The sequence below is a fragment of the Aedoeadaptatus coli genome, assembly GCF_900343085.1.
In the GTDB taxonomy this organism is placed as follows: domain Bacteria; phylum Bacillota; class Clostridia; order Tissierellales; family Peptoniphilaceae; genus Aedoeadaptatus; species Aedoeadaptatus coli.
In genome coordinates this window covers 152,995-174,119 of sequence record NZ_OPYI01000001.1, presented here as the reverse complement: position 1 = coordinate 174,119, position 21,125 = coordinate 152,995, and the positions used below count along the sequence as shown (strand labels likewise).

Annotated in this window: 17 protein-coding genes, 1 tRNA gene, 1 other RNA gene and 1 pseudogene; 6 read left to right on the top strand and 14 right to left on the bottom strand. The window is 43.9% G+C overall.

Annotated elements, in window-relative coordinates; all coding sequences use genetic code 11:
- Positions 1-8 precede the first annotated feature (8 nt).
- Together DG046_RS00795 and DG046_RS00790 are read right to left on the bottom strand one after the other, a co-directional pair.
- On the bottom strand, positions 9-1,082 hold the full coding sequence (locus tag DG046_RS00795) for a SpoIIE family protein phosphatase (RefSeq protein WP_108830699.1): 1,074 nt from the start codon (positions 1,080-1,082) through the stop codon (positions 9-11).
- An 18-nt stretch (positions 1,083-1,100) separates the two neighbouring features.
- Positions 1,101-2,219 (bottom strand): THUMP domain-containing class I SAM-dependent RNA methyltransferase, encoded by a 1,119-nt coding sequence (locus DG046_RS00790; protein WP_108830698.1) that lies wholly within the window; start codon positions 2,217-2,219, stop codon positions 1,101-1,103.
- Positions 2,220-2,375: 156 nt separating this feature from the next.
- On the opposite strand from DG046_RS00790, the gene DG046_RS00785 reads away from it, so the two are divergent.
- On the top strand, positions 2,376-2,732 hold the full coding sequence (locus tag DG046_RS00785; RefSeq protein ID WP_108830697.1) for a desulfoferrodoxin family protein: 357 nt from the start codon (positions 2,376-2,378) through the stop codon (positions 2,730-2,732).
- A 160-nt stretch (positions 2,733-2,892) separates the two neighbouring features.
- On the opposite strand, the gene DG046_RS00780 is transcribed toward DG046_RS00785, so the two are convergent.
- The 7 genes from DG046_RS00780 to DG046_RS00750 all read right to left on the bottom strand — a co-directional run bounded on the left by DG046_RS00780 (position 2,893) and on the right by DG046_RS00750 (position 9,924).
- Positions 2,893-3,522, bottom strand: a complete 630-nt coding sequence (locus DG046_RS00780; RefSeq protein ID WP_108830696.1) for an ABC transporter permease — start codon at positions 3,520-3,522, stop codon at positions 2,893-2,895.
- Positions 3,512-4,474 carry an osmoprotectant ABC transporter substrate-binding protein gene (locus DG046_RS00775; protein ID WP_108830695.1) on the bottom strand — a complete coding sequence of 321 codons (963 nt, stop codon included), beginning with the start codon at positions 4,472-4,474 and terminating at the stop codon, positions 3,512-3,514. Before DG046_RS00775 ends, DG046_RS00780 begins: the two co-directional genes overlap by 11 nt.
- 1 nt (position 4,475) lies before the next feature.
- A complete protein-coding gene (locus DG046_RS00770) occupies positions 4,476-5,105 on the bottom strand; it encodes an ABC transporter permease (protein WP_108830694.1) in 630 nt (209 codons plus the stop codon).
- Positions 5,098-6,222: an ABC transporter ATP-binding protein gene (locus DG046_RS00765; protein ID WP_108830693.1), complete on the bottom strand. Its 1,125-nt coding sequence runs from the start codon at positions 6,220-6,222 to the stop codon at positions 5,098-5,100. The genes DG046_RS00770 and DG046_RS00765 overlap by 8 nt, the downstream gene beginning before the upstream one ends.
- A 209-nt stretch (positions 6,223-6,431) precedes the next feature.
- Complete coding sequence (locus DG046_RS00760; protein WP_108830692.1) at positions 6,432-8,513, bottom strand: heavy metal translocating P-type ATPase; 2,082 nt, start codon at positions 8,511-8,513, stop codon at positions 6,432-6,434.
- A gap of 1 nt (position 8,514) precedes the next feature.
- On the bottom strand, positions 8,515-8,826 hold the full coding sequence (locus tag DG046_RS00755) for a DUF6110 family protein (RefSeq protein WP_108830691.1): 312 nt from the start codon (positions 8,824-8,826) through the stop codon (positions 8,515-8,517).
- A gap of 453 nt (positions 8,827-9,279) precedes the next feature.
- Entirely contained in the window at positions 9,280-9,924 is a 645-nt protein-coding gene (locus DG046_RS00750; protein ID WP_108830690.1) for a class II aldolase/adducin family protein, read from the bottom strand.
- Positions 9,925-10,011: 87 nt separating this feature from the next.
- On the opposite strand from DG046_RS00750, the gene DG046_RS00745 reads away from it, so the two are divergent.
- From DG046_RS00745 to ffs, 5 genes are all read left to right on the top strand, one after another.
- Complete coding sequence (locus DG046_RS00745; protein WP_108830689.1) at positions 10,012-12,294, top strand: helicase C-terminal domain-containing protein; 2,283 nt, start codon at positions 10,012-10,014, stop codon at positions 12,292-12,294.
- A 2-nt stretch (positions 12,295-12,296) separates the two neighbouring features.
- Positions 12,297-12,764 carry a tRNA (cytidine(34)-2'-O)-methyltransferase gene (locus DG046_RS00740; protein ID WP_108830688.1) on the top strand — a complete coding sequence of 156 codons (468 nt, stop codon included), beginning with the start codon at positions 12,297-12,299 and terminating at the stop codon, positions 12,762-12,764.
- Positions 12,761-13,714 (top strand): biotin--[acetyl-CoA-carboxylase] ligase, encoded by a 954-nt coding sequence (locus DG046_RS00735; RefSeq protein WP_108830687.1) that lies wholly within the window; start codon positions 12,761-12,763, stop codon positions 13,712-13,714. The genes DG046_RS00740 and DG046_RS00735 overlap by 4 nt, the downstream gene beginning before the upstream one ends.
- A 70-nt stretch (positions 13,715-13,784) precedes the next feature.
- A tRNA-Ser gene (locus DG046_RS00730) sits at positions 13,785-13,876 on the top strand.
- 11 nt (positions 13,877-13,887) lie between these two features.
- An RNA gene (gene ffs, locus DG046_RS00725) (signal recognition particle sRNA large type) lies at positions 13,888-14,152 on the top strand.
- Positions 14,153-14,529: 377 nt separating this feature from the next.
- Here the strand turns inward: ffs and DG046_RS00720 are convergent.
- The 5 genes and pseudogenes from DG046_RS00720 to DG046_RS00700 form a co-directional block, all read right to left on the bottom strand.
- Positions 14,530-15,000, bottom strand: a pseudogene (locus DG046_RS00720) (ATP-binding cassette domain-containing protein); the annotation flags it as partial.
- A gap of 81 nt (positions 15,001-15,081) precedes the next feature.
- Positions 15,082-15,885, bottom strand: coding sequence for a KilA-N domain-containing protein (locus DG046_RS00715; RefSeq protein WP_108830685.1), 804 nt, complete (start codon positions 15,883-15,885; stop codon positions 15,082-15,084).
- Positions 15,886-16,074: 189 nt separating this feature from the next.
- A complete protein-coding gene (locus DG046_RS00710) occupies positions 16,075-17,595 on the bottom strand; it encodes a recombinase family protein (RefSeq protein WP_108830684.1) in 1,521 nt (506 codons plus the stop codon).
- Positions 17,588-19,333: a recombinase family protein gene (locus tag DG046_RS00705; RefSeq protein ID WP_108830683.1), complete on the bottom strand. Its 1,746-nt coding sequence runs from the start codon at positions 19,331-19,333 to the stop codon at positions 17,588-17,590. Before DG046_RS00705 ends, DG046_RS00710 begins: the two co-directional genes overlap by 8 nt.
- Entirely contained in the window at positions 19,326-21,044 is a 1,719-nt protein-coding gene (locus DG046_RS00700; RefSeq protein WP_108830682.1) for a recombinase family protein, read from the bottom strand. The genes DG046_RS00705 and DG046_RS00700 overlap by 8 nt, the downstream gene beginning before the upstream one ends.
- Positions 21,045-21,125 lie beyond the last annotated feature (81 nt).

Here is a 21,125-nt window from a genome sequence, read left to right as displayed (position 1 = left end):
GGCTCCTCCTAGATCAGTTTCATATAAAGGCATGTCATGTCGTCGACAATGTCTTCGTAAATAAATTCGCTGAGCGCCCGATGAATTTCGGCCAGGGGCTCGTCGCCGATTTTACTGAACAGATCCCGCAGGGCATCGACGCCGTATTGCTTCCTGCCCCGACTGCGGCATTCCGTAATTCCGTCGGTGTAAAACAAAAGCTCGTCGCCTTTTTGCAAATAGACGCTGCGGCACTCGTAGAAGGTCGCCTCCACGAGCTGGGACACGGGAAAGCCCGAGTTGATCAAAAGCCGCACATAGCCCTGCCGCTTCAACAGAGGCGGGCAATCGTGGCCGGCATTGGCGTAGGTAAACTTCCTCGTCTTTTTCGAGTAGACGCCGAGAAACATGGTGAAGTACATGGTATCCGGCGGATTCAACTCCCGGAAGCGGTGCACCAATTCCATCATGGCCACCGTGGGATCCGTCAAAATCTCCGGATCCATGTTTCGCATCGTCTGGGAAATAAACAGCGTCGCCATGGAGGAGGCGAATCCGTGGCCCACGGCATCGGCCATGTAAATCGCCGTCCGATCCTCGTCGATTTCGATAATGTCGAAGAAATCGCCGCTTAAAATTTCCGCCGGGCGGTAAAAGTAGTCTCTGAAGAAAAACCGATCGTAGCCGCGCTTGGGCAAGAGAGCCCGCTGTACTGAAGAGGCGCTGATCTGCTCCTCGATGAGGGCGCGATTTTTTTCGATCAATTCCACCTGCAGCCGCTTTTCCAAACTTTTGTCGCGAAACACCTCGATGGCGCCCACGATCTCTCCCGCTTCCGAGCGAATGGGATTGGTTTTTACCGAATAATAGGTCTCGCCGATGTAGGTCTCCCGCTGAATGTTTTCGCCGCTTCCCAAGCACCGGGCGGTCATGCGTAAATCGTCATGGCCGGTGGCCTTTCCTTCGTTTTTCTCAAGGACCTGTTTCATGGCATGATTATAGTAGACCACGCGATTGTCTTTGTCCACGACGCGAATTAAATCGGTCATCGTGTCCAAAAGCTTGGCCTCGATTTTATTGCTTAAAATCTCTCTTTCGTTCATGCCTGCCTCTTTCGAAACTTAAGGTCTGGGACCGTAGTATTGGTAGTAATCCGTTTTGATCTTGCCGTTGTAAAGCTTGCGCTTTCTGTCCGCCTTCTTGCCGAAGCCCCGTTCAAAGCCTTCGTCCGCCGTAATAATGTAGTGGCTCCAGGTCGGCAATGACTTCGCCAATTCTCCGAGCTCGCGGTTTAGCGCCATAACCGATTCCCTGTCTTCGATCCGCACACCATAGGGCGGATTGGTAATGATCACGCCGTAGTCTCCGGCCAAATCCAGCTGCGCAATGTCTTTTTCCCTTAAGGTCACGTCGTCTAAAAAGCCAAGGGAATCTAAATTGATCCGCGCTGCTTCCAGGGCCTTGGGATCCACGTCGAAGCCGTAGAGCTCCAGCTTGCTGTCGTAGTCGATCATTTCAAAGGCTTCTTTTCGCACGGCCTTGTCCTGGGCGCCCTCTAAATTCCAGTACTCAAAGTCGAAGCGCCGGTTCAGCCCCGGAGCGATGTTTCGCCCCAAGAGGATCGCTTCGATTAAAATGGTACCGCTGCCGCAAAAAGGATCCACGAGCATGCGGCTTTTGTTCCAAAAACTGAGCTGCACCAGACCCGAAGCCAGGGTCTCCGTCAAAGGCGCCTTCACCGAGCGCTTTCTGTAGCCCCGATCGTGAAGGCCGTCGCCGGACGTGTCCAAATAAATCGTGGCCAAGTCGTCGACGATGCGCACGCCGATACGGTAGCGCGCTCCGTTTTTTTCAAACCATTCCGTTTTGTAGCGAGTCTGAAGCTTGTTGACCACGGCTTTTTCCGTGATTCTTTGAATATCCGACAGGGAAAAAAGCTGCGATTTCCTGCTCTTGGCCTCGGTAATAAAGTTTGCCGTCTTGGGCATAATGTCCGGCCAGGGCAAATCGTAGACGCCGTCGAAAAGCTCCGTAAAGCTTCGCGCCTCAAAGCGAGCCAGCACCCAGTGCACCCGCTCCGCCGTGCGCAAATGTAAATTTAATCGACTGATGTCTTCCGTTTTTCCTTCCATAGACACGAGACCGTCTTGCACGCGAATGTTTTTCATGCCCAAGGCCTGAGCTTCTCGTTTCAAAACGGCTTCCATGCCGATGTTTGCTGTCGCTTCCAAATAAATCATAGAACACCTCCACTCTATTATACTAAATTACGCCCTGTTTGAACATGATTCCCTCAAAAGCTCGGAATAAAAGATCGAATGACTGTTGTTTTTTTGAAATAGTGGGTATATAAACATCGTAAAGTAACATTCAGAATCACTGGGAGGTATTCATTCATGACAAAATTAACCGAAACCGTCAAATCCGGCGACTTTAAAAACGAAAAACACGTTCCCGAAATCGAAGCATCCTTCGAAGGCGGCTTAGTCAAAGTATCCGTTGCCGTAGGCAAGGAAATCGAACACCCCAACACATTGGAACACCATATTTCCTGGATCAAAGTCTTCTTCAAGGCTGAAGGCGCTGCAGCTCCCGTCGAAGTTGGCAGCTACGAATTCAACGCACACGGTGAAAGTGACGTCTTCACCGTTCCCGAAGTAAAAACCTGCTTCAAGAGCGAAAAGAAAGGCACCGTTTACGCACTGAGCATGTGCAACATTCACGGCCTTTGGGAAAATGTCGTCGAACTTTAATGATCGACTTCTGAATTGATCCCTCGCCCCCGCTTCGGGGGCTTTTTTTATTTGTACACAAATTCAATTCATAAAAATAGAAAAAGACCCTTCGGCTCGATCTTCCGAGCGTCTGAGGGTCTTTCTGCTTTCCCGTCGTCTTTCGATGCGGGATTCCATTCTATTGCTTCAGTTTTTTCTCGATCCACCCGAGCACCAGATCCGACACGATGGCCATGAGGGCCGTGGGAATGGCGCCGGCCAAGATAATGGCGGAGCCGTTTGCCACCACGGTGCCTCTGGTAATAATATCGCCGAGGCCCCCGGCGCCGATGAAGGTGCCGATGGCGGCGACGCCGATGCCCACGACCAATGCGTTTCGAATGCCGCCCATGATCACGGAAACGCTTAGGGGAAATTCAACCTTCATAACCTGTTGCACTTGGGTCATGCCCATGCCCTGTGCCGCGTCGATAATCCCCGGATCGATGGCGTCGATTCCGGTGATCGTATTTTTTATGATTGGCAAAAGGGCGTAGAGAAACACGGAAAGGACCACGGTATTTGCGCCGATTCCGATCACCATCATTAAAATGGCCAGCATGGCGAGGCCCGGTATGGTTTGAATGACGTTGACGATGCCGATGACGATGTTTCGGCTTTTTTCCTTACCTGAAACATAAAATCCCAGGGGAATGCCCACGATGCAGGCGAAGAGCACGCCGTAAATCGCGATGAGAAAGTGGCGGGAAAATTGTTCCGCAATGTAGCTGAAGTTTGCAGCGTAATAATTTATGAGCTCACTTAGCATTTACTTCACCTCTGATTCGTTCCAGTTCTTTTTGATCCACTTTTACATCGTCGAAATAATGATTCGCTTCCAAAAATTCTTTGGCCACGATATTGGGCTCGATTCGATCTTCCGACGCCAGTTTGTTTAATTCCTGCATCTTTTCGGAAGAGATGGTGCCCTTTAATTTCAACAGGATCTCGATAAGCTCCGGATGCTTCTTCAGTATCTCCACCGACGCCGCGGGAGAGCAGTCGTAGGCGGGGAAAAGCTGCAAATCGTCTTCCAAAAGGACGAGATTATAAGAATTGATTCTCCCGTCGGTGGAATAACCGAGAACCACGTCCATATTGCCGCTCGATAGGGCCGAGTATACCAGGCCGATGTCCATGGAGTAGAAGTTCGGGAATTCAAAGCCGTAAGTGGCCTTGAAGGCTTCGTAGCCGTCGCCGGGCCGATCAACCCAGGAGGAATCCACGCCGACTTTAATGTCTCCGGCGATGTCTTTCAGCTGAGACACTTTCGTTAAATTGTGGGCCTCGGCAAATTCTTTCGTCGCCATAAAGGCGTAGGTGTTGTCGAAACCGTAGGAGGGGAACCAGATCCGGTCAAACTTCTTTAAATAGCTTTCCCGAACCAATTCCATGGCTTTTTCGGGATCCCGCTCCGGTTCCATGCCGCATTCCCCGGTAAGGGAGGTTCCGGTATACATGCCGCCCACCACATTGAGGGATTTTTTCTCCATGGCGATGTGCGTCATGGTGGTGGATCCCAGGTTTTTAATCTGGGTCACCTTCAAATCCGTGTTGTGCTCCACCATTTGCGTCACGATCTCCGCCAACACCTGCCTTTCCGTGTAGGTGCCCGAAGCGACGATGACGTCATTTTCTACGGAGGAGGAAATCCCCGGCAGAGAGCATGCCGTTAACAGGACAGTGAAAAAAACGAGAAGAATTTTTTTGATTTTCTTCATTTTACTCACCTCCCTTGTATGGAGACAGGCGTTTTTCCAATCGGCCGAACAGGTGGTCGGTTAAAAGAGCCAAGGCCGTAATGGGAATCGTGCCCCATAAAATCATGGGCGGCACGTAATTGTTCAGTCCGTTGAAAATAAAGTCTCCCAGTCCCCCGGCGCCCACGTAAGCGGCGAGAGTGGTCCACGCCAGCACATAGACGGCGGACAGGCGAATCCCCGACATAATCACCGGCAGCGCCAAAGGAATCTTTACTTTCGTCAAAATTTGTCGCTCTTCCATGCCCATGCCCTTGGCCGCGTCGACGGCCGACGGGGTAACGGAGGTAAGGCCCAGAAATGTGTTCCGCAGAATCGGCAGTAGGGAGTAGATGAAAAGGGCGGCGATGGCCGTCTTTTTCCCGACGCCGAATACGGGAATCATCAGAGCCAGAAGAGCGAAAGAGGGAATGGTTTGAAGCACCGATGCCACGCCCATGACGCCGTTCGAAATCTTTTCATATTTGGACAGCAAAATACCCAAGGGCACGGCGACGACGATTCCCATGGCCAAAGAGACCACGGAAATGTAGAGATGCTCCAGTAGTTTTTCCCCGATGAGAAGGTAATTTTCTGCGAAGAAATTAAACATCCCCATCACCGCCAATAATGTTGTTATAAATCGTATCCACGACGGAAGCCCGCGTGACGATGCCGACTAGTTTCCCCTTCTCGTCTACCACCGGAAGGTTACGATAACCCAGCTCCACAATCAAGTGAATGGCCTCGATGATTTTCGTCGTGTTTTTTATGGAGACTGCATCGTTCATAATTTCTGAAACGTAAGTATCCACGCGGCCCAATTTCCCCAATTCGAAAATGCCCACGACGCCTTCGAGCACATTTTTCGCATCGGTTACAAAGAGGGTATCGACCCGCATCTTCCGCATTAATTTCAGCGCCTCGCGGGTGGTTTTTCCCTCGTTAATGTAAACGGGGTTTCGAATCATAATGGTTTCCACGGAATTATAGGATGTCTTCGCCTTGTTTAAGTTCTCCTCGCCCAAGAGTCCGCGGACGTAGTCGTTGGCCGGGTTTTTCAAAATATTTTCCGGCGTATCGAACTGCGCCATGTGCCCCATGTCCATGATCAAAATGCGATCGGCGAGATTTAAGGCCTCGTTCATGTCGTGGGTCACGAAGACCACCGTCTTGTTCATTTCTTTTTGAATGCTCTTAATTAAATTTTGAAGGGCTTCCCGGGTGATCGGATCCAGTGCGCCGAAGGGCTCGTCCATCAAAATAATGTTTTGATCCGCCGCCAGGGCCCGCACGACGCCGATCCGCTGTTGCTGACCCCCGCTCAATTGACTCGGATACTTGTCCAAATACTCCACGGGAAGATCCACCTTTTTGATCAGTTCCTCGGCGATGCTCCGCTTTTTCTCCTCGTCCCACTTTAAGAGGGACGGAACCAAGGTGATGTTTTCATAAATGGTCATATGGGGCAAAAGGCCGATTTGCTGGATCACGTATCCGATCTCTCGCCTCAGCTTCACAGGATTTTTCTCCATGATGTCTTCGCCGTCGATGAGTATTTTTCCCTTGGACGGTTCGGTCATGCGATTGATCATCCGCATAATCGTCGTCTTCCCCGATCCCGAGGTGCCGATGACACAGATAAATTCGCCGTCGTTTATTTTAAAGCTTATATTTTCAACTGCCGTTTGGGTTTTATAGATTTTCGCCACGTCGATAAATTCAATCATGCGTTCCCCCTTCTGATCGTTTGGATCTTGTCATTTAATGCTATCACAAAAACAGGTTGATTTGTATATTGCATTTTTTCATTCTATTACAATTATTTAATTTTATGCCCTCTTAAGGCCCTTTCCGCGACGCAAAAAACCCTCAGCCTTCGGTTGAATCCAAAGGTTAAGGGTTTTAAGAGAGTTCCTTTTTGTCATGTGAACAGTTTTTAAGCCAACGCGTAATTTCGCATATTTTCCATGCCTATGGCCACAGTGGACGAATTGTGCAACAACGACGACGTGGTGTTGGAGATCACGCCGAAATAGCCCAAGGCGATGAGCAAGGTATTAAAACCGATGATTTGGTTGTAATCCTTTTTAATCCGCTTGTCCAATTCCTTGGCGATTTTCACCACATCTACGATCGAAGCCAAGTCGTCGCTTCCGATGGCGATGTCTGCGATTTCTCGGGCGATGTCCGCGCCCTTGTGCATGGCGATGCCTACATCAGCGCCGGACAGGGCCACGGAATCGTTGATCCCGTCGCCGATCATGACAACTTTTCTGCCCATGGCTTTTTGCGATTGAATGTACTCCGCCTTGTCCTCGGGAAGGACTTGGGCGCGGTAGTAGTCCAGGCCCAATTCATTTGCCACGAAGCGGGCCGAATTTTCCGCATCGCCCGTCAGCATGGCGATGTTGGTAAAACCTAATTGACGCAGGGCATCCACCGTTTCTTTCGCATCATCGCGAATGGGATCGGCAATGCACAGCACGGCAATTAACTCGCCGTCATACGCCAGGTACAGAAGGGAATAATTTTCCTTGAGCTCTTCGATAACGGATTCTTTCGCCGGGGGCAAGTGCACATTTTCGTCATCGAAAATAAAGTGCGCCGAGCCGATGAGGGCGGTTTTTCCGTCGATCTTCGAAGAAATGCCGTGTGCCACAATGTATTCCGTCTCGGAATGCATTTCGTCGTGACGCAAATTCCGTTTAATGGCTGCATCTACAACGGCATTGGCGATGGAATGGGGGAAGTGTTCTTCCAGGCAGGCGGCAATTCGAAGGCATTCATCTTCCGAACGGCCGTCGAAGGCAATGACTTTTTCAACCGTCGGCGTAGACTTGGTCAACGTCCCGGTCTTGTCAAAGACAATGGTATCCGCTTGAGCTAAGTTTTCCAAATACTTGCCGCCTTTTACCAAAACGTCCATTTGTCCGGACTGGCTCATGGCTTTCATAACGGCAATGGGGATCGTAAGCTTCAGTGCGCAGGAAAAGTCTACCATTAAGAAGGCCTTAGCCTTATGCACAGAGCGGGTCAGGGCATAGGAAATAATCGCTCCGAGGAAGGAATACTTCACCAGAGAATCCGCCATGTTCTCCGCTTTTTTCTGTGCCATGGATTTATTCTTTTCGCTTTCGCCGATCATCTTAATGATGTTGTTGATGCGGCTTTCATTGTAAAGTTTTTCGGTCTTTACGTGCAACATGCCTTCTTCAAGGACCGTGCCCGCAAAGACGGTTTTGCCTTCTTCCTTTTTAACCGGCACACTTTCGCCGGTGAAGGAGGATTGGTTTACCGTACCCACGCCCTTGACGATGGTGCCGTCTACGGGAATGGTGGTACCCATGGTCACTTCTACAACATCGCCGATGGCGACGTCGCGAAGGTTTTTGACGTATTTTTCTTCTCCGTCTACGACAAAGACCTTGTCGATGTTTAATTCCAAGGTGCGAACCAAATCGCTTTGGGATTTCTTCAAGGTCCAATCTTCCAGTTTTTCCCCTAAATTCAACAGGAACATAATGGAAGAGGCCGCGCCGAAGTCGTTTGTAGCCAGGGATACACCGATGGCTGCAGCGTCTAAAACTTCCACATTGAGCTTACGTTCGTAAAGTGCGACCAAGCCACGTTTAATAAACCTGGATGCCCGTACCAAGGTCACGATGGTTCCTAAGGGGTAGGGCAAAAAGTTTTTCATGACGAAACGCACTTCGAAGGCGTCGCGCACGATGTGGAACAATTCTTTTTCTTCAAGGGGAATGTAGCTCGTGTCCTCGATTTCGAAATCATCTATGGACGCGAGCTTCAAATCTAACAGGGTGCGACAAGCTCTTTTTAATCCGGCGTCATCGTCGTGATTGACGATGATGCTGCCGGATACGGGAGATACTTTCGCATAAGATACCCCGGGCACTTGCTCCAAAAGATACTTGATCTTGTTGGCCCTTTCATAAGACAGTTGGTACGTCGTAGAAAAACGCGTACGACCCGGGATACGATGGGCAATGGCGACCTTCATCTTATTCCACTACGTCGCAAGCGACACAGTCAGATTCTTCTGCCGCGTTTGCTAAATCTTCAGCCGTTTCTTTTGCTTCTTCAGCTTCTCTTTTTGCTCGTTCGTCTTCTGCTTTTTTGACTTTTGCTTCAGCAACGACATCTTCGGCGTTTTCTTTCGCCTTTTCGATGGTCTTGTCGATGCCTTCTTTGACCTTCAGGCCTCCACTAACGGTGGAAACTGCCAAGTTCTTTACTGCATTGGATTTGAGAATTTTGTCTCCGACTACGCCAAGCACAACGCCGGCGCCTAAACTGATTAACTTCTTTTTCATAATAATCACCTCTTTGTTCCGTATCATATCACCTTTATTATCATTTATCAATACTATTTTTACAATTTCTTAAAATAAATTTTGCCCGCTATGTACAACTCTTGGTAATCTACTTATTTTCAACGTTTTCTTATATACGATTGTTTTGCGTTTTTAGGAATAATTGCCTTTAATGAATTACTAATTGATATTGATAAGCGTCTTCCTATATGATTTTCGGCTTTTTGCCTTTATTTCAAACGAACCCGTATCCGGTGTACGCTCGTCCAAAGGATCGTAAAATTTATATTAAAAGATAAATGTGACCGTTTAGCCCTTTTTGCTTCTGTACGTTTTTCCGCACCCCCGCTTCTTTTCTTCTTCCCCTTCGCAAAGTTTCATCTTATGAAATTTTTTAAACGATAATTATACTCATCTTATCAATTAAAAAATCGACGATTTCTCGTCGATGCTTTATTGGCCGTAGGTCTTCAGTTTTTCGAGAACTTCCTCGATTTTCTCTTCGGGAATGAATTGAATGGGCTTTTGCGTCGCCAGGGCGGTCATATACATAAAGGCGCAAAATTCCAAATCCCGGGTCAAACTCAGGGCTTCTTTTAAATTTCTTCCTCCGGCGATCAATCCGTGGTTGGCGAGGATCACTGCTTTGGAGCGCTCGCCCATGGCTTTTACCGCCGATTGAGCCAAGGCGTCGGTGCCGAAGGTTTCGTAAGGGGCCAAGGGTACGGATGCGGCCCCCGCCGATGCGATTAAATAACTCACCGCTCCCAAATCTTCGCCCAATGTAGAGAAGGCGCTGATGTAGTGACTGTGGCAGTGAATCAATGCGCGAATGTCGGGGCGCGCCCGGTAGATCGCCGCGTGCATATGCCACTCCGAGGAGGGTTTTCGCGAACCGCCGATCATGTTTCCCTCCAAATCCATGCGCACCAAATCGCTCTTTTTCAGGCAGTCGTAAGCCATGCCTGAAGGCGTGATAAAAAAGCTCTTGCTGTCGTCGCTCCTGACGGATAGATTTCCGCCGCTGCCGAAAGTAAGTCCCTCTTTCACCAGGGCCAAGCCGTATTGAATGAGGTCATTTCTGTCCTTTGTTTCCATAATTATTCCAGTCCTCCTTGCCACATTATACGCGGGCGATCATTCACCTGCAAGACAAAAAGCGTGTATAATAACGGTGGTGATACTATGAAAAACCATTGGTCCGTACGAAAGCTTGTCGCCCTCACCCTTCGAAGTGGCGACATCGACAGCGGCTTTTTGTCTCACAAGCGGGCGCAGGAAGGCATTCGCCTCCATCAAAAATTGCAAAGGGACTATCCCCCTTCTTTCCAATCGGAGGTGGAAATCACAGGCACCGTGGCCTACGACGGCGGCGAAATCCACTTGGAAGGCCGTATCGACGGCGTGGACGAAGACGCCAACCTTTTGGACGAAATCAAGTCCACGGTCTATACGAAAGAAGCCATCGACGCCCGGCCCGACGAACTCCACTGGGCTCAGCTCAAGTGCTACGGCTACCTTTACGCCAAGGCCAAAGGGCTGGATGAAGTGCATCTGCGTCTCACCTACATTCGCATCGAAGACGAAGACGTGTTTCGCTACGAAAAAACCATGGCCTTCGCCGAGTTGGACGCCTTTATGGACGAAGTGATGGCGCGGTTTCAGCGCATTCAAAAGCGCCTCGCCGATTTTGAAGCCCTGTCTCTCGCCTCGGCAAAGGCCCTCCGATTTCCCTACGACTATTTTCGCCCGGGCCAGCGGGACATGGCCGTGGCCGTTTACAACATGATTCAAAGCGAGGGCACCCTCCTCGTTCAGGCGCCGACGGGCATCGGCAAGACCATCGCCACCTTGTTTTCATCCATCAAGGCCATCGGCGAAGGATTGATCGGCGGCGTTTTTTACGCCACGGGCCGCTCCACGCAAAAAACCGTGGCCACGGATACCTTGGCCCTTTTAAAGGAGAAGGGCCTTCGCATCAAGAGCACGGAGCTCGTGGCCAAGGAGAAGGCCTGTTTAAACGATACGCTCAACTGCACGCCCGAGGCCTGCCCCTACGCCAAGGGCCACTTCGACCGCCTCCTCGACGGCATCGTGGATATTTACGATCACGCCGATTTATTCGACGGGCCCACCGTGGCCCGCTACGCCGAGATGCATCGCCTCTGTCCCTTTGAATTCGCCTTGGATCTCAGCAATCTTTCCCCGATTTTAATCGGCGACTACAATTACATCTTTCATCCGAAGAGCTATTTGGAGCGGCTCATGGAAGATCGGGATCGACTGAAATCCACCTGCCTTTTGGTGGACGAGGCCCACAATTTAATCGACCGGGGCCGGGACATGTACTCCTCGAGCCTGTCGGCGGAGGAGCTCGAGTCCGTGGATTATCCCACGAAAAAAATAAAATCCCTCGCCGAGGATTTGGCAGAGAAGATCCGCGCCGTGGCCGCCGTAGAAGATACGACCTACGATCGCTTGGATGACGAGTTTTCAGAAAGTGTAGAGGATTTCATCGACGCCGCGGCAAACTACCTCGCCCGGCTGAAGGCGGAGCCCGAGGAGGATTTTCTCGAGCTGTACTTTCGGCTCTTGGACTGGCAGAATTTAAATCTCTACTACGACGAGGACCGCTTCACTTTTTTTGTGCCGGAGAAAAACAAATTGCGCCTCGTGTGCTTGGATCCGTCCCGCGTCCTTTCCGCCCGTCGAGAGCTGTTTCGATCAGCGGTGTATTTTTCCGCCACCCTCTCTCCCATGGACTACCACAGCTACTGCTTGGGCGCCGGGGAGGATCGAAAGACCATGGTCTTGGACAGCCCCTTCGATCCCGCCCATCTGTTGATACTGCACCCACCCGGTCTTTCCACCAAGTACAAGGATCGGGCCCGCACCCTTCCCGAAATCAGCCGCTACTTACAGGCTTTTTCCACGACGCGAGAGGGAAATTTCATCCACTTCTTTCCCTCCTACGCCTACAAGGATCAGGTTTATGCCGCCTGCACGGAGTGGGAGGAATGCGGCCACGATCAAGCCCGCTCCATGACGGAAAAAGAGCGGGCCGATTACATCGACCGGTTCAGAAACGAGCGCCCGGTCCACGGCTACGGCGTCATGGGCGGCGCCTTTTCCGAAGGCGTGGATCTTTCCGGCGAAGCCCTTATGGGCGTAAGCATTCTCACCTTGTCCCTGCCGGGCCTCTCGAGGGAGCGTGAGCTCATTAAAAACCGCTTTAATCGCTTGGGAAAAGACGGCTACGCCTATGCCTACACCTACCCGGGGCTCACGAAGGTGGTGCAGGCCGCCGGGCGCATTATTCGCTCCCATAGCGACCGGGGCCAACTTCTTCTCTTAGACGACCGCTACCTGCGCCCCGACATTCGCGCCCTGCTCCCCGCCCATTGGCAAGTGGAAACCGTCGCGTCGGTGGACGACATGATAGAAAAAATAAACGCATTTTGGAGGTAATTATGACACTGCACATCTGTTTAGTTGAACCCGAGATTCCCCACAACACCGGCGCCATCGCCCGGAGCTGCGGCCTGACGAAAAGCGTCCTGCATTTGGTGCGTCCCCTGGGCTTTTCCGTGGACGACAAGCATTTGAAGCGCTGCGGCCTGGACTACTGGGATCTCGTGGACATCCGCTACCACGACAGCATCGAAGAGGTCATGGAAGAATACAAAGACCATCGCTTCTTTTTCGCTTCCACCAAAGCCCACAAGCGCTACTGCGACATCGAATTTCAAGACGGCGACTTTCTGGTCTTCGGCAAAGAAACCAAGGGCCTGCCCGAGCCCTTGTTAAAGGCCCACGACGAGACGGCCATTCGCATTCCCATGCTGAAAGATTTCGGCCGTAGCTTAAATTTATCCGTGTCCGTGAACATCATTCTCTTCGAAGCCCTGCGCCAATTGGATTATCCGGGGATGGCATGATGAAAAGCAAAGACTACATCTTAAAAGCACTGAAAGAAGCCGACGGCTACCTTTCCGGAGAAGACTTGGCACGGACACTGAACATTTCCCGCGCCGCCGTGTGGCAGGCAATTAAAGCCCTTAGGCAAGAGGGCTACCACATCGACGCCGTCACCAATCGAGGCTACCGCTTAAACGAAAACTACGAGGCATTAGATGCCGAGCGCATTCGAAGCCGCCTCACAGATGAATTAAAAGACGTGGCCGTGTCGGTCCTTGACCGCGTGGATTCCACCAACGACGCCATTTTCAGAGAAGATGCCGCCTCGCCCCTCCCCTCCTTTTCCTTTATGACGGCGGAGGAACAGACGGCGGGGAAAGGGCGCGTGGGAAAATCCTTCCTCTCCCCCTACGGCACGGGGCTTTATCTCTCGACGATCATTCATGCAGACGACGCCCCCGATCCGTCCCTCATCACCATGGCCGCCGCCGTGGCATTAAAAGAAGCGTTAATGGAGCAGACCTCCGACGACGTAAAGATCAAATGGGTCAACGACCTGTACTGCAATCATAAAAAAATTGCCGGCATTTTGACGGAAGCGGATTTCTCCCAAGGCAAGGCCCGCTACGTCATCGGCCTGGGAATCAACACCCACACACCTCAAGATCTCTTTGAAAAACAGGCCCTACCAACCGCCGGCTCCCTTACAGGCGATATTTCCAGAAATAAATTGGCGGCGGATTTAATGAATGCGCTCTATCGTTGGATTCAAAGGCCCGCCGATGAAATCTTAAATGCCTATCGGAAATACAATCTCACCATTGGAAAAACCATTCGCTTCGCCAAAGGCGACATCGAATACACCGGCGTGGCCGAGGCCATTGACGACGACGGTGCCCTTCTCGTCGCCGTGGAAGGGCGCACCCTTCGCCTATCAGCCGGCGCCATTTCCATCGAAGGCAGCTGGTGATTTTACAAATTAAAAACTTCCCCTTGACAAAAAACCGATTCGCCCGTATAATCATATACTGTAATCCAATGGAGAGATGGTTGAGTTGGTTTAAGGCGCTCGCCTGGAAAGCGGGTATACGTTAATAGCGTATCGGGGGTTCGAATCCCCCTCTCTCCGCCAGGAAAAGTTTGCCATGCTAGATGGGGAATTAGCGGCACCCTGTAACTTGTAATCCGCTACAACAAGATTGAATTCCCGATCCAGCGCATTTCTTTTGCGGCCTGCCCGAGAAAAGTGATGTTGAGGAGTGGGTCCTACGCAATAAGCCCTTGCGAACCGTGTCAGGTCTTGACGGAAGCAGCACTAAGTAAGTCCGCTTATGTGACGTAGATTCGCCTGCTCTGAGTTAACTCTCTCGGTAACGCGTGGAAGACTTGTGCAAAGTCGGGTGCATGGCTACATATAAAATTGCGGTTCTTCGGAACCGCTTTTTCTTTGGGCTCTATAATATCCATTGGGGAGTAAGCTCCTCAATGGATATTTTTGTGCAAAAAGATAGCACTTGTTTTCCCTATCACCTAAAATTAAATCACCACAAAATAATAAAGGAGGGCAAACAAGTGCAAAACAATATTACCACATTACTTTTAGGAATCCAAGATGTCGAGGTAACCGGTGCTACAAAAAAACGTTTTATAATAATAATGTGTGCCATTCACGAGCGGCTATGTCCCCATTGTAGTACCTTCCACATTCAAGGGGTGCAATTGCTTCAAGATGCCCGATGCGATAAAAACACGTGCTCCTGCTCACGGAAAAGTTACATTATTGTTCTAAAACTTTACAACCCTATCGCAGACTGACTCAAAAAACTCAACATCATGGGATATTATTAAAATCAGCTTGTCTTTTTCCTTAACTTTCTTTATGTTTTTAGCTACTATTTTCATATTTCTGTAGTCCAATCCACTGGTTGGCTCATCGAAAAATAGGATTTTCTTGTCGGATAGTAAAGCGGATAAAATAATCACTCTCTGTTTTTGTCCTCCTGACAAGGTGTGAGGATTTCTATCACCAATGTTTTTTAACTCCATGTCTTTTAGCCAAGTATCTAAAACATAATCATCTTTAATATTTGATGTTAATACTATTTCATCTTTAACGCTGTCTGTGAATAACTGATAGTTCACTTCTTGCATAATAAGCAGGCTCTCATTTAGCCTACTTTTTATATTTAAATTCTCACCATCTCTTAAAATTTTCCCTTTATTTTCTTTGTATAAGCCACATATGATTTTTGCTAATGTAGACTTCCCCTACAATGTCAAGCAATTGTTACATAAAATTAGACGATATTTCTATCGCCTAATTTATAAACAAAACTTTTATTTTAACTTTTTTATACGTTCACTTTCTGTTAGAATCCTCATTTGTTCAATAGCAATTGCATTTAATTTTTCTATCCTTTCAGTTGCATCCATTCCCTCATTTATAAAAACAGCATTTAAGTTCTCAAGATTTGATAAACACACTAATTGTGATATATCAGCATAGTCTCTCATATTTCCTTTTAACTCCGAATTACTTTCACGCCATTCTTTTGCTGTCATTCCAAACAAAGCTACATTTAATATATCTGCTTCACTTGCATAGATATAGTTTATTCTTTCCTTTGATAATTTTTCAGGGACAAGTTTATTCTTAATTGCATCTGTATGAATTTTGTAATTTATTTTAGCTAAATTCCTCTTGATATCCCACCCTAATTGTTTTTGTTCTTCTTCTTTTAAGCGCTCAAACTCTTTAATAAGATAGAGCTTAAAATAAGGTGATACCCAAGACGCAAATTCAAAAGCTATGTCTTTATGTGCATATGTTCCACCATATCTTCCTGCTTTGGCAATAATTCCGATAGAATTCGTCTTGTTGACCCATTGTTTAACCGATAAAATAAAACGATTAAAACCTGCTTCATTTTTAATTCCCTCGAATTCGGTGGAATTAAAATTCGCATTATACATTTCTTCCCATATTCCTAAAAATTCAATTGTATTTTTATTCCTTAGCCATTTTTCTATCAGTGCCACACCATTTTCAACATTTCTAACCATATCGGTTAAAGAAATATAATCTCTATTATCTATGGCAATAATGCTAATTTCTGATCCTTCTACATTTATTTTAGACACAAAAATCACCTCACAATATCTCATTTTAACTATAATTATATCATTTTTTTGTTTGTTCCTAAATATTTACCCTATCGTCTCATAATAAACAGTACTATTTATTTTCTCGAATTTTCTCGTCATTATTTTCATTTTGGCGTATTAAAATTAAAGTTGGCGAGATTATGAGTTACTTTTAATGCTATTCATCTATTTTTCTACAATTTCTATTTCTCCACTTCTTGATACAATTATCTTATCAATTTTATTGTCTAAATAAGCCTTCAATAAACTTTCTTCGTCTAAGACTGTAATATCCGTTTCTTTCCTTGGATCAATCTTCTCTGACTTCAATTTTTCCAATTTACTCTCCAATAATATCTTTTTATCTTGGATAAAAGTTTTTTTCTTTAAATAGTCCTCTTTTGAAATATTTTTCTTTTTATAGTTTTCATAGATGATTTGTAAATTGCTGTTTAATATGGATATTTCCTTTAGAATCTCTTCTTTTACATTTTTGTGTTCTATAACTTTCTCTTTATTTAATGTGTTTTGAATCTTAAAATCTTTTAATTTAGGTTTTATAAGTTCAATAATATCTTTCTCTTTGATATTGTTTGGTTTTTTCTCAGCTTTACATAAATTACAATAATAACTTTTATACTTGTATATTTTATCAGAATTCTTCTTTTGTCTACTGTCACATCGAAAACTCATAGGTCTACCACATTCTTTACAAAATATCTTACCAGAAAAAATAGAGCGATTTTTCTTTCCTGTATAAACATAAAATTTCCTTTTTTCTTTTATTGACTTAACCTCATCAAAGACCTCTCTTGAAATAATTGCTTCATGAGTATTATGGATTACTTTCCACTCTTCTTCAGGAAGTAATATCTTTTTTCGCCTACCAATTCTTGTTTCTTTATACTTGTTATATACATAATCTCCTGTATATAATTCATTTCTTGTAATTTGTGATATGCAAACACTTGTCCAAACTCTTTTCTTTACTCTACTTCCTGTAATTAAATTTCCAGTATAATCAGAAAGTTTCAGTTCTTCTTTTCGCTCAGAGCGAGTTATATAGCCTTTTTCATTAAAAATATTAGCAATTTTAGTACAAGAATACCCTCTTAAAATTAAATCAAATGCTTCTTTTACTATAAATGCTGTCTTTTTATCAATGATGATATGATATTTATTATTTGGATCTTTGATGTATCCAAAAGGTGCTGCCCAGTTTGTATTCTTCCCCTGTGATTTAATTTGTTTTAAAGAATTGCTTACCTTCTCAGATAATTCTTTACTGAATAAATCATAATACAAGGTCTTAAACTGCATATCCATATCTAAGCCATTTCCATTTTCGTTTATGGAATCATAACAATCATTGATAGCTATAAATCGTATTTTTAAAAATGGAAATATATTGCTCAAATAATCCCCAAGCAAGATATAATCTCTTGAAAACCTCGACATATCCTTTACTATGATAGTCTTTACTCTTCCTTCTTTTACATCATCAATAAGTCTTAAAAATGCAGGTCTGTTTGTATTCGTTCCCGAATACCCATCATCTACATATTCCTTTATTTCACAACTCTTTAAAGATGATTCATTTTCAATATAATTTCTTATATAATCTCTCTGATTTACTATGCTTATACTTTCATCCATTTTGTTATAATCTTCGTCTGAGAGTCTTAGATAAATAGCCACATTATTCATACTCTACCTCCAACTTCTCTTTTATATCTTTATCAAGATTAAACTTAAAATTTATGGTTACTTTCTTATTATGTGAAATTTCTATATGGTTAATGAGAGTATCAACCAATCCTTTATCCACTTCTATACTCTTATCAGCATCTAAGCAGCAAAAGAGAGCTTCTATGAATTTTTTAAGTTCCCTTTTCCTTTTCTTTATATTTCTTTTATTCTCCTCCAAAACTTTTATTTCATTTTTTATCGTTTTTATTTGTCTATCTACCTGCTTACTTTCTGCTTTAAATTCACTTAAAAGAATCTCTCCCTTAACATAGCTTTCATAATGTGCTTGTAATTTAACTCTAAGAGAATCTATCTTTTTATTATCTGTATCTATTTTTAAAGAAACTTGATTTAGCTTTTCAGCACTCACACTATTCAGATAGGTTTTAAGGTGGTGTCTTTTATCCTCTTGATAAACATTTGAAAAAATTCGTTTTAAAGTATCCATTAAAATCTTATCTAAGTCTGTTTCGTATATTCTTACATGAGATTTTTCTAAGTTTAATCTGTCTCCACCTTTACAATAATAGCAATAGCAAATCTCATCATGATATTTCAGTCCTCGTGGTCCATATCGTTTTTTCAAATATCTGCCACAAACACTGCACTGTATGAGGTCGTCATACTTTCCTTCTTTTTTATAATCTCTTTGAATTTTTACTCCAACATTTTCTTTTCCGTCTTTTATTATGTTTTTCAGTGAATGGTAAGGTAGATAGTTTTGTTTTTTCTCCTTTATCTCTCTGATATTTTCAAATGTAGTTTTGTCTATCAAACCTTCGTGGGTGTTCTCTGTTATAATCCACTCTTCTTTATCACGAAACTTACTTTTCCTACTTGGATCATGTCTATTTGAGTATACTCTTTGAATCAAATTCCCGATATATACTTCATCAGAAAGCATTTTTGATATATGAGAAATATCCCATTGTTTTGTATCTTCTTTATCCTTAAAAATTTTACCTGTTCTCTTATATTCATCAGGTGTCGTATATTTTTTAGTCAATTCTCTTGCTATTTGCATATTGGATTTTCTTTGACTTGCCATATAAAAGATAAGTCTTACTACATCTGCTGCCTGTTCGTCCATCACCAGAACTCTTTTACCATCAATTTTATCAACCTTATAGCCATACGGAGCCATTGCTCCTATAAAAGACCCTTGTTTCATTTTTATTTCTTTAGAGGCTTTTATTTTCTTTGAAATATCTTTTGCGTATAAATCATTGAAGATATTTTTTATTGCTATTTCATAACTCTGATCTGATTTTATACCGTCTTTAGTATCCAGATTATCATTTACGGAAATAAATCGAACTCCCAAAAATGGAAATACTTTTTCGATATAGTTTGCGATTTCTAAATACTCTCTACCAAACCTTGACATATCTTTTACTATGATACAATTTATCCTGCCTGTTCGGATATCTTCCATCATTTCAATAAATGCAGGTCTTTTAAAATTTGTTCCAGAATATTCATAGTCCTTGTATACTCTTAAAATCTTTATATCTTTTTCTTTTGCAGCATTTATACAAAGTTCTTCCTGCATTTCAAGTGAATTACTTTTATCCCTGTAAGCTTCCTTTCTTTCCTGTGATAATCTAGCATAAATACCGGCAATGTATATTTTTTCAATCACTTTTCCAACTTCTGTTTCTGATTGTGATATATGCCTATTTTTTGTTCTAGCCATAGCATACCTCACTTTCAGCGCTTACAAGACTTTTATTCATAACAGTAGGTATAGTTTTTGACTTCCTGCTTATATCAATACTTTTCTTTCTTTTGGTGTTGGATTTAATGTCAGGCTTATCCGTTTTTGTCATTTCTTCAAGTAATGACAATTCTTCGGTATGATTAAACCTAACATCTATCGTCTTATCTTCAGAAATAAAAATTTTATCAATAAGCATCACAACAGACAATCTATCTATTTCCGATAAATTTTTATACTTGTTAATGTCGATGATCCAACTCTTATTTTTGTCAATCTTCTCCTTAGTATATTCCTGTTTTTTCAATCTATACTCGATACTTTCATCTAATTTAGTCAGTTTCTCTGTATAGTTTTTTCTAAAAAGTTGATATTCTTCTTTACTAATAACATCTTCTTTTAGGTCAAGGTATAGGGAAGATAAGAGTTCTTCTGTCATTGCTTTTTCTCGTTTTAGTATAGGAATTTGATTGTCTTTCAAATTTTTATTTATATCTATACGCTGAACTTTAGAATATAGATTTTCATTAAATTCAATGTAGGACTTCATTATTTTAGATACTGCTTTTATCAAGGTTTCTTCTTTTATGCTGTGTCTTGTGCAAGATTTTTCCTTGTTGTACTTTGAACAAATATAGAAAATCTCTTCTCTTTCTTTATACTTTACAGTCCTTCTAATCAAAGAACTTCCACATTCTTTACAAAAAAGCATTCCTATAAAAATATCAATTTTGTCCTTTCCACGAGAGTTATTCAAATCCCTTTTTAACATAGTATTTGCAATAGTAAAAACTTCTTTACTTATAATTGCTTCATGGGTATTTTCTACTCTTATCCATTCTTCTTTCTCTTTTTCTATCTGCTTTTTATTTTTATAACTTAAAGTAACACTCTTTCCTTGTAAAGTATTTCCAATATATACTTCATTTTCTATAATTCTATTTACTGTCTTTGCTGACCAAGTTCCACCTTTTGTATTTTGAAATCCATTACACTTAAATCCTTGACTTTCTTTATATTTTCTTGGAGTTAAAACTCCTAAATGATTTAGTTCATCTGCAATTGCCTTTGAGGAATATCCCAAGAGTTTCATATCAAATATATTTTTGATAATATCCGATATCTCTTTATCAATCACTAACTTGTTTTTATTCTCCTCAGACTTTTTATATCCATAAGGTGCAAAAGCACTGATAAAGTCTCCTTTTTCTCTTTTTATCTTTTGAGAGCTTTTTACCTTATTGGAAATATCTCGGCAATAACTATCATTGATGAAGTTTTTTATAGGAAGTATAAGATGTGTATCGTTTATATCTGCACTTTTACTATCGTAATTGTCATTTACTGATATAAATCTTATACCGTTTTCCGGAAATATTCTTTGAATATATTTTCCAGCTTCTATATAATCTCTTCCGAATCTCGATAAGTCCTTTACAATAATTGTATTGAACTTTCTATCATAGGCAGCCTTTATCATTTCTTTAAAATTGGGACGATCAAAATTTGCACCTGAATATCCATCATCTACATACTCTTTGACTATTGGAATTTGATTTCTTCTTGCATAAGAGTTTATAATTTCTCTTTGATTGGATATAGAGTTACTTTCTGTTTTTTCACCATCTTCTTTTGATAATCTTAAATACATAACTGCCAAATTTTCTTTTGGTAAATTGTTTTTAAACATAAAAAAGCCTCCTTTAATTCGATTTACATACAATAAATCAAACCAAGGTTAGGCTTCCACGAAAATATTATAACGCTCCTT